Source organism: Azomonas agilis, from assembly GCF_007830255.1.
In the GTDB taxonomy this organism is placed as follows: Bacteria; Pseudomonadota; Gammaproteobacteria; order Pseudomonadales; family Pseudomonadaceae; genus Azomonas; species Azomonas agilis.
Window position 1 is genome coordinate 101,866 of sequence record NZ_VLKG01000003.1, and the last position, 15,134, is coordinate 116,999.

Here is a 15,134-nt window from a genome sequence, read left to right on the forward strand (position 1 = left end):
GCTTGAGCGCTCTTGCCAATGTCCAGCCGTGATTAGCCATGCCTAGCCTGAATACCGCCTTTGCCCAACTGAACCATTTGATCCGCCAACCTGAGCAAGCAGCCGATCCACTGCAAGCCTTTGATGCGGCGGATGAATATCTGCTGCAAGCCCTGCATGAGCAAGGAGTGAATCCACAAACGCGGCTGCTGATTCTAAATGACAGCTTTGGAGCCTTAGCCTGTTCGTTAGCGGGGTACTGTGCAGTGACCAGCAGCGGTGATTCCCATCTGGCGCATTTGGCGTTGAACAAAAACCTGTTAGCGCACGGACACGCGCAGGATTTAGTGCGTTTTGTTCCGGCCAGTCAGCCCTGTGATGGGCCTTTTAATTGGGTGTTGATCCGCATTCCAAAAACCTTGGCTTTGTTGGAGGAGCAACTCATCCGCTTACAAGGCCAATTGGCTCCGCATGCCAAGGTAGTGGCGGGAGCGATGATTAAGCATTTACCACGACGGGCCGGGGATTTATTAGCCCAGTATATTGGCCCAGTGCAAGCCAGCTTAGCGGTAAAAAAAGCCCGTCTGCTATGGGCCACGCCTGAGGCTAAACCTCAAGCTCAATCGCCTTATCCCAGCCGTTACCGCTTGGATCAGCCAGAAATTTGGCTCAGCAACCACGCCAGCTTATTCAGCCGTGAAGGTTTGGATATTGGTACTCGGGCTTTTTTGCCCCATTTACCCAAGACTCAAGAAGCCTTACGGGTGGCGGATTTGGGCTGCGGTAATGGCGTGTTGGGGATTTGCTACGCCCTCGCCAACCCCAAAGCTCAAATGACGCTGGTAGATGAAAGCTATATGGCGGTGCAGTCAGCGCAGGAGAACTGGCAGGCGGTATTAGGTGAACGTCCGGTACAGATTCGCGCCGAAGATGGACTCAGCCAACAAGCCCCAGAGTCTTTAGACCAAGTGCTGTGCAATCCACCCTTTCATCAACAACAGGCCGTGGGGGATTTTTTGGCGTGGCGGATGTTTTGCCAAGCTCACCGTGCGTTGCGGCCTCGGGGTAGTCTGTGGATCGTGGGTAATCGGCACCTAGGCTATCACCTGAAGCTGAAGCGGCTGTTTGCTCGGGTGGAGCAGGTCGCCGCAACGCCGAAGTTTGTCATTCTCTGCGCCCTCAAAGCCTAGGACTCCAACTTAGCGTGACTGAGCATCAGCCACTTAGTACCCTCGGTGTCGAACTTGATTTGCACGCGCGTGTGGGCACCGCTGCCTTCAAAGGCCTGTAACACGCCAACCCCGAATAGCGCGTGGCGCACCAGTTGGCCGACTTTTAACTCCGTACCCGCCACCGCCGTGCCCTTGGATTCGGATAAACGCGGGGCGCTGGTGGCTAAACCCGAAGCCCGCCCGCTATTCCCTGATAGCCGAATACTGTGGATTAACGCGCTGGGGATTTCCCGTACAAAACGGGACAGGGCGTGGCGTACTTCTTTGCCGTACAGGTGCCGTACTTCGGCGTGGCTCATCACCAAACGCTGCATGGCGCGGGTAATGCCGACGTAGGCGAGGCGGCGTTCTTCTTCCAAGCGTCCGGGTTCTTCGAGGCTCATTTGGTGCGGGAACAGCCCTTCTTCCATGCCGACCATAAACACCAAGGGAAACTCCAGACCTTTGGCGGTGTGTAGGGTCATCAATTGCACGCTGTCTTCGTGTTCGGCGGCTTGCTGCTCGCCGGATTCGAGGGAGGCATGGGCTAAAAATCCGGCCAAGGGGGTTGGGGTTTCGCTGCTGTCCCAGTCTTGCTCAAAGGCCGCGGCGGCGTTGACCAATTCTTCAAGGTTTTCTAAACGGGTGCGGGCTTTTTCGCCTTTTTCGTTGCGGTGGTATTCCCATAGCCCAGAGCGTTCAATCAGGATTTGGGTGAGTCTGGGCAAAGAGGCTCCCTGAACTGCTTGGGTTAACTCCTCCAGTAGCTGCACAAAGCCCAACAAGGCACTGGCGGCGCGTCCGCTGATCAAAGCGCGTTCTAGGCTCTGATGCAGCGCCGTCCATAGGGAAACCTGATGAGCACGGGCATAGTCACGCAGCTGATCGAGGGTTTTGTCGCCGATGCCTCGGGTGGGTAGATTGATGATGCGCTCCAAGGCGGCATCTTGATGCGGATTGTGGATGACGCACAAATAAGCCATCGCGTTTTTGATTTCGGCGCGCTCGAAAAAGCGTTGGCCACCGTAGATGCGGTAGGGAATACCTTCACGCAGCAAGGACTCTTCCAACACCCGCGATTGAGCGTTGGAGCGGTAGAGGATGGCGATGTCCTGCCGCGCCAGTCCGCGTCCTATGGCTTGGCGGATTTGTTCGGTGACGTAGCGCGCCTCGTCGTATTCGTTAAAGGCCGCGTACAGGGCGATGGGTTCCCCTTGGCTGCCTTCCGTCCACAGTTCTTTGCCCAAACGCTCTTGGTTGTGGGCAATCACGGCGTTAGCGGCGTTGAGGATGGTGGCGCTGGAGCGGTAATTTTGCTCCAAACGCACGGTGCGTGCATCGGGAAAATCGGTGCAGAATTGGAAAATATTCTGGATTTTAGCCCCGCGCCAACCGTAGATGGACTGGTCGTCATCGCCCACCACCATCAGGCTGTCACCGGACTGACCGAGTAGACGCAGCCACGCATATTGCACCGCGTTGGTGTCTTGAAACTCATCCACCAATAGATGCCGAAACCGCCGTTGGTAGTGCTCCAGTAAGCCGGGATGGTTACGCCACAGATCCAGTGCCCGCAGCAGTAGCTCGGAAAAGTCGATGGCTCCGGCCCGCTGGCAGGCGGCTTCGTAGGCTGCATAAATGTTGCGCTGGGTGGCGAGGAACAGATCACCGTTGGCCTGAATGTTTTGCGGTCTGAGCCCTTCATCCTTGCGGCTGTTGATGAAGATTTGCGCTTGCTTGGGTGGCCAGCGTTGCTCGTCTAAATTCAAATCCTTAATCACGCGCCGGATCAGTCGATGTTGGTCGTCGCTGTCCAGAATCTGAAAGTGTTCGGGTAAACCGGCTTCCTGCCAGTGGGCGCGCAGCAGACGATGGGCCAAACCGTGGAAGGTGCCTACCCACATGCCTTGCAGATGTTGCCCGAGCAAGCTTTGAATCCGCCCGCGCATTTCGGCGGCGGCTTTGTTGGTAAAGGTGACGGCCAGCACCGAGTAGGGCGAGGCTTGCTCGACTTGAATTAGCCAAGCAATGCGGTGTACCAGTACGCGGGTTTTGCCGGAGCCGGCTCCTGCCAACACCCGCTGCCGATCCGGTGGGGCGGCCACGGCTTGGCGCTGGGCATCGTTCAGATCGTTGAGCAGGTAAGACAGGTCATCAGTATTCATGCAGCCGTATTCCAAGCGCAGTGGGTCGTAGGGGCAGCCCACAGCGCAACCGCCCAGACTACCAGCGCTTATAATACGGGCTTTGGGGCGTTTAAGGGTTGTATCCCCTAAAAAGCCTTAACCGCGTCCCAGACGAGCGGCAATCACGTCCATCAGGCGCTCAGCAATGCCGGTATTAAAGGCTTTGTCGATTTCCCGGATACAGGTGGGGCTGGTGACGTTGATTTCGGTGAGGTAATCGCCAATCACATCCAAGCCCACAAACAGCAGCCCACGGCGGCGTAATTCAGGCCCGACGATGGCAGCGATTTCCCGATCTCGATCCGACAAAGGTTGCGCCACACCGCGACCACCGGCGGCTAAGTTACCGCGCGTTTCGCCTTCTGCCGGAATACGGGCCAAGCAGTAGGGAACCGGCTCACCGTCGATCATCAGAATGCGCTTATCGCCGTCCTTAATGGCGGGAATGTAGCGCTGCACCATGATTTGCCGCTGCCCGTGGTGGGTCAGGGTTTCCAGAATCACCGACAGGTTAGGATCGCCCGGACGATGGCGGAAGATGGAAGCGCCACCCATTTCATCCAAGGGTTTTAGAATCACATCGCCTTGTTGCTGCACGAAGTCCTTCAGCAGATCGGGGCGTTGACTGACCATAGTGGGCGACATGCACTGCGGAAATTGGGTGGCAAACAGCTTTTCGTTGCAATCGCGCAGGCTTTGTGGCCGATTCACCACCAATACGCCGTCCTGCTCGGCCTTTTCCAGCAAGTAGGTGGCGTAGATGTATTCATTATTGAACGGCGGGTCTTTGCGCATCAGGATCGCATCCAGACTGGACAGCGGCTGATCCTGTTCTTCTCCTAGCTCAAACCAATGCTCAGGGTCTTCAAACACTTGTAGCGAACGTACCCGCGCCCGTGCGCTGCCTTCGTGCACATACAGGTCGCACGATTCCATATAAAACAGCGTCCAACCCCGCGCCTGAGCCGCCCACAGCATGGCTAAGGAGCTGTCCTTTTTGTAGTTAATCTGGGCGATGGGGTCCATCACAATGCCGATCTTTAAACTCATCATGTCCTCACAGGTTGTTCTGATAGGCCAATATAAAGTCATCAAAGCTTTGGGTTTGTTGGGCCTCCAATTGGGCTTGCGCGGCCAAAGACTCTTGCGCCAATTGGGTAAAATGGGCCGATAACTCAGGGCTTAATGGCTGCTCTCGGAAGAAGGCCGCATGACGCTGGCTTTGTTGCAGGGCAAAATCCCTAAAGCTAATGCGCTGGGTGTGCAACTGAGCCAATACCTGAGCCGAAGGCGTTAAGGCAACCTCAGCCACCTTAGCCCGCTGGGTGGCCAAAGCCTGTTGGTACAGGGCTTTTTCGCGGCCTTGATCCAGCACCTCGGCTATGGATTGGAATTCGTCCAACAGGCTGTTGGCCCATTCTTGCAGTGGAATATCAGCTCCCAATCTCCGTAGCAGCAAATCAGGCCGCCGTCCCTCTCGAACTACCGTTTGGAAGTTTTGGCTACAGGCTCCGCAGTCATCCTGACCTAAACGAGGGCTTTCTTGCAGCGCACAATAGATCAAGAACAGGGTCATAAACCGTGCTTGGGCGCTGTCAATCCCCAAGGGTAAAAAGGGATTGATGTCTAGGCAGCGTACTTCAACATACTGGATGCCGCGCGCCCGTAAAGCATGGATGGGGCGCTCACCCGATTGAGTGACCCGTTTAGGCCGAATGCTGGAGTAGTATTCGTTTTCGATCTGCAATACGTTGGTGTTGATCTGAATCCATTCCCCATCGCGCTGGCAGCCAATCTCCGCATAGGGCGGATAAGGCGTGGAGACGGCTTGGGTTAGGCTTTGGATGTAAGTATTCAGCGCATCGTAGCAGGGGGTTAAACCGGCTTGAGCATTGCTTTGGTAGCCCAAGTCACTCATGCGCAGACTGGTGGCGTAGGGCAAATACAGGCTGTGCTCATCCAGCACTTCTAGCTGGTGGGGCTTATCGCGTAGAAAGCCGCGATCCAATACCGGAGAAGCCCCAAACAGATACATCAGCAGCCAACTGTAGCGGCGGAAGTTACGGATCAGCTCAATGTAGCAGGCCGATTGAAAATCCTGCGCCGACAGCTCTGCATCAGCGCTTTGGCGTAGTAAGGGCCAAACTTCGGGCGCTAGGGAAAAGTTGTAGTGAATGCCGGCAATGCACTGCATGGCTTTGCCGTAGCGTACCGCTAATCCACGCCGATACACCTCTTTAAGCCGCCCAATGTTGGAGGTGCCGTAGTAGGCAATGGGGATTTGAGACTCATCCGGTAGCGCACAGGGCATGGAAGCGCTCCACAGATATTCCTGTTCCTGCGCCAATACAGAGTCCGCAAAACGGTGCACCTGCTCCAACTCATGCAGCACCTGCTCAGGATCTTGGGCGGTGCCGGTAATAAACTCCAGTAATGCCTCGGAATAATCCGTTGTGATGCTGGGATGCGTCAGGGCTGAACCCAAGGCGGGAAAGTGGGCGGTCTGGGCTAAATGCCCTTGGGGATCAATCCGCAGGCACTCGCGCTCAATGCCATGCAAACATTGATGCAGCAGCGGAAGATGATCGGATTCGGCCAGCAATGCCAGACGACGGGAGAAAAGGTCGCTCAAGTTCGATATTCCTATAACCACAATGGCCGCAATATGCGACTTGGACGACTGGACTACAAGAGACAAAGAGAGGGGGTAAACCGATCTCTGATTATTTAGAGATTAAAATTAAGCAGCATCCTTAGGCAGTAGCAGGCCCAAAGGTAGACAAACCCTAGCCTCTAAGCCACCTTCAGGGCGGTTGCGCAGTTCGATGCTGCCGCCGTGCTGTGCGGCAATACGTTTCACTATCGCCAGTCCCAGACCTGTTCCCTGTCCGCCTCGTGCCCGATCTCCACGAATAAAGGGATTAAACAGGGTATGAATTTCCTGTGGATCAATACCGTTACCACGATCCAGCACGCTCAACACTACATAGGGCGAGCCGCGCTCCGAGTGTACTTGCGCGGAAACCTCCACTTTGCCACCGCCGTAACGCAGGGCATTTTCGATCAGGTTCACCAACAGACGCTTAATGGATACCCGCCGCAACAGTAGAGGGGGAATCTCTTCCAAAGCCAGATTAATCTGGATCTGATGCTGGTTATAGGGGGCGACCACTTCCTTGATCAAGTCCTCAAGCTGAAGGGTTTCTACCGGCTCATCCCGACCGTCGCGGACAAAGGCGAGGAACTGATCCAAGATGGCGTTCATATCCTCCACATCACGGATCATGTCTTCGGTCAGCTCGGCATCGCTGTTCATCAGCTCAAGGGAGAGGCGCAGGCGAGTCAGGGGAGTACGCAAGTCATGGGAAACTCCGGCCAGCATCAGCTCACGCTCACGACCGGCTTGCTCCACGTTTTCAGCCATTTGGTTGAAGGTGCGGTACACCTCGGTCATTTCGCTGGGCGTTTCACTGATGGGGACGCGGGCACTGCGCCCTTGGCCAATTTGACGCGCTGCCGCTACCAGATGGCGTAGGGGCTGATTGAGTTGGGAGACGAAGATCCAAGCCGCTGCGGTAGAGAGTAAGCCAATACCTAAAAACCAGCTCAGGACGCTCCAAATCCGCTGCCCGCGTAAGGGGAAAGGATACAGTGGAATTTCGACCCAATCTTCACTAAAGCGCGGCGATTTAACCCACAAAGCAGGCGTTGGCTGGGTACGCACGCGCACTTCGGTATCTAAACCCAACTCATAGCGTAATTGACGTGAAAATATGCCTGAGTAAGGCCAGTGGTATTCACCAGTGGGTACCGCTTCCTCGGAAAGGGTACGCATTCCAGAAGCTTCCGCAATCTTCTGGCGCTTATCCTCATCCACCGCCCAGTAAGAGCGCAAAGCTAAGGCAGTACCGTGGCTGTATTGGCGATCAACCAATACATCCTCGTGCATTAACAGATAGACAAGGGTCAGCACTTCAGAAAACAACACCACTGCCAGCACCAACCACAGGGTGCGGGCAAAGAAGCTGTGGGGAAGCCAACGGGGTGGAGTCATCAGTTTATTTACTTAACCCATCGGGTACAAACACATAGCCCACGCCCCAGACGGTTTGAATGTAGCGCGGCTTGGAAGGGTCAGGCTCAATCAAACGCCGCAGACGAGAAATCTGTACGTCAATGGAGCGCTCTAAAGCATCCCACTCACGTCCACGAGCCAGATTCATCAGCTTATCGCGGGTCAGTGGTTCACGGGCATGTTGCACTAAGGCGCGTAACACGGCGAACTCTCCGGTGGTCAGCATATGTACCTGATCGTCTTTTTTGAGTTCACGGGTGGCTAGGGACAGTTGGTAGCCACCGAATTCAACCACTTCATCCTCTGAGGTTGGGGCTCCAGGCACGACCGGAGCTTGGCGGCGCAAAACGGCACGGATACGGGCCAGCAACTCACGGGGGTTAAAGGGTTTGGCCAGATAATCATCCGCGCCCTGCTCCAAGCCGTGAATCCGGCTGCCTTCGTCGCCTTTGGCGGTCAGCATAATGATAGGGATTTGATTGTTGGCTTCCCGCAGACGGTGGCAAGCAGAGAGTCCATCCTCACCGGGTAACATTAAGTCCAGCACAATCAGGTTAAAGAGTTCACGGCTGAGCAGACGATCCATCTGCTCGGCATCCTCTACTGCACGCACCCGATAGCCCTGCTCATTGAGAAAACGCTCAAGTAAGCGACGTAGGCGGGCATCATCATCAACAATTAGGATTTTTTCGCCTTCGTTGGCCGCTAAAGTGCTCATGGTGTCTCCAAATCAGTACCATCACCCATTATGGCGTAGCCTGAATCTAACTAAAGCAGGGCATTGTTAGTATTTTTTTCACCCTTTGCCCTGAGCTATTTAATAAAGCGCCAGCAGAAGGGATAACGGTAGGCTTTTCCTTCATTGGCGCGCATACCTGCGATGACGACCAGCACCAAGACTACCAAGCTGATTAATAGCATTAACGGAAAACCGATCAAAATCCAAGCCAGTACCCAACACAGCATCATGGCTAAACTGTAGGTAATCTGGAAATTCAGGGATTCTTTACCGTGGTAGTCAATAAAGGATGAATCTTCGCGTTTAAATTGCCACAGCAGTAAGGGGCCGATGACGTTACCCACCATAGGCACCAGCAAACCAAAGAAGGCTGAATAATGGCACAACATGGCCCATTGGCGTTCGTCACGACTGGGCCCGTAGGCCGGAGTTGGCTCCATCATGGATCAAAAGCCTCTTAATGAGAGCGGAAGATTAAGGCTGATTATCGGGGGCAGCCCTTCAGATATCCCCCCAACGCTGTTGAGCGAGGGTTAACGCCACAACGGGGGCGGTTTCGGTACGCAAAATCCTAGGCCCAAGGCGTATGCCCTGAAACCCCTGTACGGTGGCGGCTTGCATATCGGTATCGGATAACCCACCTTCGGGGCCAATCAGCATAGCCAGACGTTTTGGCACTTGCTCAGAGGTTAAAGCACTGGCTACTGGATGCAGTACCCATTTCAAGTCGGCCTGCACCTGAGCTAGCCAATCCTCTAACAGCATCGGTGGATGAATTTTGGGTAATACTGAGCGCCCACACTGTTCACAGGCACTGATGACGATTTGTCGCCAATGGGCAAGGCGTTTATCGGCCCGCTCATCCTTTAAACGCACTTCGCAACGCTCGGTGACCAGCGGAGTAATTTCGGTTACCCCCAGCTCAGTGGCTTTTTGGATCGCCCAATCCATACGTTCGCCTCGGGACAATCCTTGGCCTAAATGCACGGCGAGCGGGGATTCCGGCATACCCTCTAAACGCTCATCCAGACAGACTTCAAGGGCCTTTTTATCTAGGTGCGTTAAACGGCCTCGGTATTCCTGACCGCTACCGTCAAACAACTGCACCCAATCCCCCACACCCAGACGCAGAACACGCGCCATGTAATGTGCTTGAGCCTCAGGCAAGCGGTGTTGACCTAGGCTTAGGGGGAAATCAACAAAAAAGCGGCTCAAACGCATTGCTTAAAACATCCTAAGAATACGAGGCCACCCTGGAGAAGATGGCCTTTGAGTTTATTTAGCGCGAGTAAAGTTCAAACCTTTCAGCAGGTTTAGGGCTTGACTGAGCTGATAGTCATCATCTTGCAAGCGTTTTGCTTTGGCGCTGTCTGCTGAGCTACGGCGATCTGGGCCACCATTGCCATTACCCAAATGCCCTGCTAAATCGGCCTCTTTAACACCATCGGTGCTGTTATCGCGGGTTAGCTTGGCTTTAGCAACCTCAATATCCGGCACAATCCCCTGCGCCTGAATCGAACGCCCGTTGGGGGTGAAGTACAGCGCGGTGGTCAGCTTCAAAGCCCGATCATTATTCAGTGGCAATACGGTTTGTACTGAGCCTTTACCGAAGCTTTCGGTGCCCATAACCAGAGCGCGCTTGTGGTCTTGCAGGGCTCCGGCCACGATTTCAGCCGCAGAGGCGCTGCCACCGTTAATCAACACTACTAGGGGAACTTGTTCGCTGACATCAGCACTGTCGGCGGAGAAGCGCAGCTCGGAGTTTGGAATACGCCCTTTGGTGTACACAATCAAACCACTGGTTAAGAAGTGGTCAGCAACTTCAACCGCTGCTTGTAACACCCCGCCGGGGTTATTGCGCAGATCCAAAACCAAACCGTCTAGTTTTTTATTGCGGTTGTCTTTCTTCAAGCGGGTGATGGCCTTAGCGACTTCCTCACCCGTATTAACTTGGAATTGAGTAATACGCAGATAGCCGTAACCGGACTCCAGTAACTCAGCTTTAACACTCTTGACCTTGATCACAGCGCGTGTGAGTTTGACATCAAAGGGTTGTCCGCCTTCACGCACGAGGGTGAGGACAATTTTGCTGCCCGCCTTGCCGCGCATTTTTTCCACCGCTTCCATCAGCGAGATGCCTTTGGTGGACTGGCCATCAATACGGATGATCAGATCACCGCTCTCGATTCCCGCTTGGGAGGCGGGTGTATCGTCAATGGGGGATACGACTTTGATAAAGCCATCCTCAGTGCCGACCTCAATCCCCAAACCACCAAACTCGCCGCTGGTAGACTCTTGCAGATCGTTAAAGGCTTCAGGCTCTAAATAAGCTGAGTGGGGATCTAGGTTGCTCAACATGCCCTTAATGGCATTTTCCAATAAGGTTTTGTCGTCGATAGGTTCCACGTAGGCCGTTTTAATGCGATCCATCACCTCAACAAAGGTGCGCAGCTCATCCAGAGGCAGCAAGGCTTTTGGGCTGTCCGTAACAGGAGAGGCTTTGGGAGGCTGCTGAGCCCAAAGAGAGCCGCCCGACACCAACAACAAAGCCAGCGCAAGGGCAGAGGGACGGACGAAAGGACACCGATGCTTCATGTCAGACTCCAACTAAAAAGGGGTGCGCTATCCTTGAGCATGACACCATTGCGCCGGATCGCTCGGGCGACCTTGGTGACGGATGGCGAAATACAAGGCCGCCTGTTCTTGACCACCGCTATTGCCAACCGTTGCAATGGGATCGCCCACGCGAACCACATCACCTGCTGTACGCAACAGCGTCTGGTTATGGCCATACAGGCTCAAATAACCGTTACCATGATCCACAATGACCAACAGTCCTGCTCCACGCAACCAGTCGGCAAACACGACCCGCCCTGCGTGAATGGCCTTTACGGGGGTTCCCACAGAGGCCTGAATTAAAACACCGTCCCACGTCATACGCGCATCGCCGCCCCGTTGCTCCCCGTAACGCGCTAGCAGAGCGCCATTAATTGGCCAAGGCAGTCGTCCTCTTTGGGCAGCAAAGCTACTGGAGGTGGATGCAGAGGCTACAGCAGTGGTTGGGCGGGGTTCCGCAGGCTCAGTCTCACTGGCCGCTTGGCGCTGTTGCGCTTTGGCTGCCGCTGCAGCCTGTTGTTGAGCCCGTGCTTGCTCTTGTGCTTTGCGACGGGCCTCTTCAGCAATCCGCGCCTGTTGAGCCAGTACTTCTTCGACACGCTTTAAATTTTGCTCCAGTTGCTGGTGCTCTTTGCGGCGCGCCTGAATTTTCTGAGTTTGGGTTTTGTATTCCCGATTTAAAGTGGCTAAGGTCGCACGGCGCGTTTCTCTTAGCTGTACTAATTCGCTTTGTTGTTGCTTTAAACGCTCTTGGCGAGCGCTCAGTTGTTCCTGCTGCTGTGACACTTCGCGTTCAACAGTGCTTAGCTGGCTTAAAGTCTGGTTGAACGCCGCTATCTGCTGTAATCGAGCTTGGCTGAGGTATTCGTAGTAGGTCAAATCGGCTAAAGCGTTCCGGCTGCTGCTGGTTGAGCAACAGCTTTAAATATTCTTGGCGGCCATTTTGGTAAGTCACCCGCGCTTGACTGGCCACTAAGTGTTGCTGCTCCAGACGAGCGGCTCCTAGATCCGATTTTTTCTTATCTAACTCTTGCAGATTGGATTCATTCTTGTCGATTTCTTGGCGCAGGGACTCAGCTTGCTTTTCAATACGTCCTATTTCTACTTCAGTATCCCGTAATCTTTTTTGCGCGCTGTCTTGCTCCTGCTCAAGCTTTTGTTGCAGCTTTTGTAACTCAACAATATCGCGTAGCGTATCTTCAATCTGCTGCCGAATCACAGCGGGCTCTTCTGCTAGCGCAGTGCTGGATAAAAACAGCAGGAACAATGTAAGGAAAATACGGGGCATGGAATTGAAGCACCGAGGTCGAGACCGCTGTAGTATGCCTAAAAAAACCGGCATAAGCCGCAGACAGGGCATGAAAAAAAGCCGTACCCCTTGCTTAACTAAGGGTAAGCATCAAAAAATGTTTCATAGCGTGACAGACTGCTTGGCTAAGACTAGCCTAAATATTGATATATCCCCCTTGAGTTGGCCTGCAATAAGGCCGATACCTCCAATCGGACTACTGCCTATGGGTGAATCGACCTATACTGCGAAATGCTCAGGACGAGTCATATAGCGATGATCCCTCGTCTGTTGCGTCATTTGCTGCAAATACTGGCTTTTCTCATCCTGTTCTCAATCCTAATCGTATGGATTGGGCGCTGGGTTAATCCTACGAGTACGGCTTTAATGTTTGAACGGCGCGTACAGGCTTGGTGGGCTCAAGAGCCCTTGGACATCAAACACCAGTGGCAAGATTGGGATCAACTGTCAGAGGCTTTAAAGGTCGCGGTGCTGGCAGCGGAAGATCAAAAATTCATTGAGCACCGCGGCTTTGATCTGGAGGCCATTCAAGCAGCACTGGTGCATAACCGACAGGGGAAAAGCGTGCGCGGGGCCAGTACTCTGACTCAGCAACTGGCCAAAAACCTATTTTTATGGTCTGACCGAAGTTGGCTGCGCAAAGGCATAGAGGCTTGGTTTACCTTTTTGCTTGAGCATTTTTGGTCAAAACAGCGCATCCTTGAGGTGTATTTAAACAGCGTGGAATGGGGCAAAGGGATTTTTGGAGCTGAAGCAGCGGCTCAATATTACTTTGGTGTTTCCGCGCAGGCGCTCAATGCACAGCAAGCCAGCCTGTTGGCGGCTATTTTACCTAACCCGCGATATTGGAGTGCTAGCCAGCCCAGTGCCTATGTAACGCGTAAGTCAGCTTGGATTCGCCAACAGGTGCATCAGCTAGGAGGCAATCAACACCTTAAGCCCTTGAACTCTGATTGAGCTATACCAAGCACAGACTAAACTAAGAGTGTATCTCCGTTTTAAAGGTAGTCAGACTAGAGCCTGTCTCCCAAAGAGTTTTTAGTATACTTTGAATTAAACAGTGGCTTTTTGATATATGGCACTTTCCAGCACCGCGACGACTTGGATGCAAAAAATGCATCGGAAACTGCTTCGAATGTGTCTCACCTACACAGTACTAGCCTTTGGCTGGGTGGTTTCTTCGAGCTATTTGCTGGAGTTAATTTTTGCGCAACCAGTTTGGGTTATTCAAATAATTCAAGGGTTTACCCTCGTAATCTTTACGGCTGTGCTGGTGTATTGGTTGGGTCGTCGCTATTTAGACTTGATGGACATGCAGCGCGAAGTACGCCGCTCCCAAGAGGTGTATTTGCGTGATGCGGCGGCTGTTTTTGAGTCTACCCAAGAAGGCGTTGTAGTTACGGATGCTCACCAATGCATTATTCATATCAATAAAGCTTTATGCCAAATCACAGGTTACGAAAAATCCGAAGTCTTGGGTAAAACGCCTAAGTTATTTTCGTCTGGTCTGCACGACAAAGCTTTCTATCAAAAAATGTGGCACGCCCTGAATCAAGAAGGTTTTTGGAGCGGAGAGATTTGGAACCGCCGTAAAAGTGGAGAAGTGTATCCCGAGTGGCAAAACATTCGGGTGGTACATGATGATTTGGGTCAAGTGCTGCATTATGTTGCGGTATTTTCCGACCTCAGCTCCATTAAGCGCTCTCAGCAAGAACTGGCCTATTTGGCTCACTACGATCAGTTAGTCGAGCTCCCGAACCGGCTACTGTTTATAGAGTTGTTGAGTAAAGAACTGGAAGGCTCCAGCACTGGGGCGTTACTGCTGATAGACCTAGATCGTTTTAAAGATGTTAACGAAAGCCTAGGGCACAGCTTTGGAGATGCGCTCCTACAGCATGTGGGCAACCGACTAAGACAGTACCAGCAAAATGGCATGGTGCTGGCGCGCTTAGGCGGCGATGAATTCGCCTTACTCTGTGGCAACACGCACACCGAACGGGCAGCAACCTTGGCTACACAACTGCTTGAGGTGTTGGGCCAGCCCTTTTATGTGCAAGAGCATGAGCTGTGCGTCAGTGCCAGTATTGGTATTGTGATGTATCCCAATGATGCCCAAGGAGTAGAGCAGTTATTGGGCAATGCCGACTCTGCACTCTTTAAAGCAAAAGCCTGTGGGCGCTCGACCTATGCGTTTTACAGCCAAGAAATGACCACGCAAGCCTTGCAACGCGTGGAGCTTGCTCCGGCACTGCGTCAGGCTTTAGAGCAGCATCAATTAATAGCCTATTATCAACCTCTGCATCTTCTTCCCAAGGGAGAGATCATTGGATTTGAAGCCCTGGTGCGTTGGCGCCATCCGGAACGCGGCTTGATTTCCCCTGCCTTATTCATCCCCGTAGCCGAAGAAAACGATCTCATTGGAGCTATTGACTACTGGATGTTAGAACAGGCTTGTCAGCAAATGCGCCAATGGTTAGATCAAGGTCGAAACGTGGAGTTTATTGGGGTAAATATTTCCAGTCGCCTGTTTCATCGCGGTGAATTAGATCAACGCATTGCTGATCTGTTAGCGACTACGGGCCTTGAGCCACAGCATTTGGCGTTAGAAATTACAGAAAGCGCCGTAATGCAAGATGCTGATGCAGCTATGGTGCTACTAGAGCGCCTACGCAATCTTGGTGTCCGTTTAGCCATTGATGACTTTGGGACGGGCTATTCCTCCTTGCAGCGCCTCAAGCATATGAAGGTACACAAACTTAAAATCGACCAGGGCTTTATCGCTGGCCTTCCCCAAGATGCTGAAGATGCGGCTATTACCCGCTCAGTGATTGGGCTAGCCCATAACCTAGGGTTACAGGTAGTGGCAGAGGGCGTAGAAAATGCACAGCAAACCGCCTTTTTGCTCAATAACGGTTGCGATTTAGTGCAAGGATATGGTTTTGGTCGTCCCGTTCCAGCCGCTGAGGTAGATTGGGATCCGATCAGTGTTAGCCGTATGTTACAGGCTAAGTAAATAGGC

11 protein-coding genes and 1 pseudogene are annotated in these 15,134 nt (G+C 53.2%); 3 read left to right on the plus strand and 9 right to left on the minus strand.

Translation table 11 applies throughout. The annotated features are described in order from the left end of the window. Positions 1-38: 38 nt before the first annotated feature. Positions 39-1,169: a methyltransferase gene (locus LX59_RS05170; RefSeq protein ID WP_144570784.1), complete on the plus strand. Its 1,131-nt coding sequence runs from the start codon at positions 39-41 to the stop codon at positions 1,167-1,169. On the opposite strand, the gene uvrD is transcribed toward LX59_RS05170, so the two are convergent. The 9 genes and pseudogenes from uvrD to LX59_RS05215 all read right to left on the minus strand — a co-directional run bounded on the left by uvrD (position 1,166) and on the right by LX59_RS05215 (position 12,094). Continuing rightward, complete coding sequence (gene uvrD / locus LX59_RS05175; RefSeq protein WP_144570785.1) at positions 1,166-3,355, minus strand: DNA helicase II; 2,190 nt, start codon at positions 3,353-3,355, stop codon at positions 1,166-1,168. The genes LX59_RS05170 and uvrD overlap by 4 nt on opposite strands. Before the next feature lie 117 nt (positions 3,356-3,472). Further along, positions 3,473-4,426, minus strand: coding sequence for a glutathione synthase (gene gshB, locus LX59_RS05180; protein WP_144570786.1), 954 nt, complete (start codon positions 4,424-4,426; stop codon positions 3,473-3,475). Between the two features lie 7 nt (positions 4,427-4,433). Next, positions 4,434-6,008 carry a glutamate--cysteine ligase gene (gene gshA / locus LX59_RS05185; protein ID WP_144570787.1) on the minus strand — a complete coding sequence of 525 codons (1,575 nt, stop codon included), beginning with the start codon at positions 6,006-6,008 and terminating at the stop codon, positions 4,434-4,436. A 108-nt stretch (positions 6,009-6,116) separates the two neighbouring features. Then, positions 6,117-7,430 (minus strand): ATP-binding protein, encoded by a 1,314-nt coding sequence (locus LX59_RS05190; protein WP_144570788.1) that lies wholly within the window; start codon positions 7,428-7,430, stop codon positions 6,117-6,119. A 4-nt stretch (positions 7,431-7,434) separates the two neighbouring features. Next, positions 7,435-8,169 (minus strand): osmolarity response regulator transcription factor OmpR, encoded by a 735-nt coding sequence (gene ompR / locus LX59_RS05195; protein WP_144570789.1) that lies wholly within the window; start codon positions 8,167-8,169, stop codon positions 7,435-7,437. 95 nt (positions 8,170-8,264) lie between these two features. Continuing rightward, positions 8,265-8,633, minus strand: a complete 369-nt coding sequence (locus tag LX59_RS05200) for a DUF4870 domain-containing protein (protein WP_144570790.1) — start codon at positions 8,631-8,633, stop codon at positions 8,265-8,267. A 58-nt stretch (positions 8,634-8,691) separates the two neighbouring features. Then, positions 8,692-9,411, minus strand: coding sequence for a 16S rRNA (uracil(1498)-N(3))-methyltransferase (locus tag LX59_RS05205; protein WP_144570791.1), 720 nt, complete (start codon positions 9,409-9,411; stop codon positions 8,692-8,694). A 54-nt stretch (positions 9,412-9,465) separates the two neighbouring features. Next, complete coding sequence (locus tag LX59_RS05210) at positions 9,466-10,785, minus strand: S41 family peptidase (RefSeq protein ID WP_144570792.1); 1,320 nt, start codon at positions 10,783-10,785, stop codon at positions 9,466-9,468. Positions 10,786-10,812: 27 nt separating this feature from the next. Then, positions 10,813-12,094 (minus strand): annotated as a pseudogene (locus LX59_RS05215) (murein hydrolase activator EnvC family protein). Positions 12,095-12,370: 276 nt separating this feature from the next. Here LX59_RS05215 and mtgA point away from each other — a divergent pair. Together mtgA and LX59_RS05225 are read left to right on the plus strand one after the other, a co-directional pair. Beyond that, the gene (mtgA, locus tag LX59_RS05220) at positions 12,371-13,072 is read left to right on the plus strand and encodes a monofunctional biosynthetic peptidoglycan transglycosylase (protein ID WP_144570793.1); all 702 of its coding nucleotides are present in this window, start codon (positions 12,371-12,373) and stop codon (positions 13,070-13,072) included. 157 nt (positions 13,073-13,229) lie between these two features. Next, entirely contained in the window at positions 13,230-15,128 is a 1,899-nt protein-coding gene (locus LX59_RS05225; RefSeq protein ID WP_144570794.1) for a putative bifunctional diguanylate cyclase/phosphodiesterase, read from the plus strand. Positions 15,129-15,134: the final 6 nt, after the last annotated feature.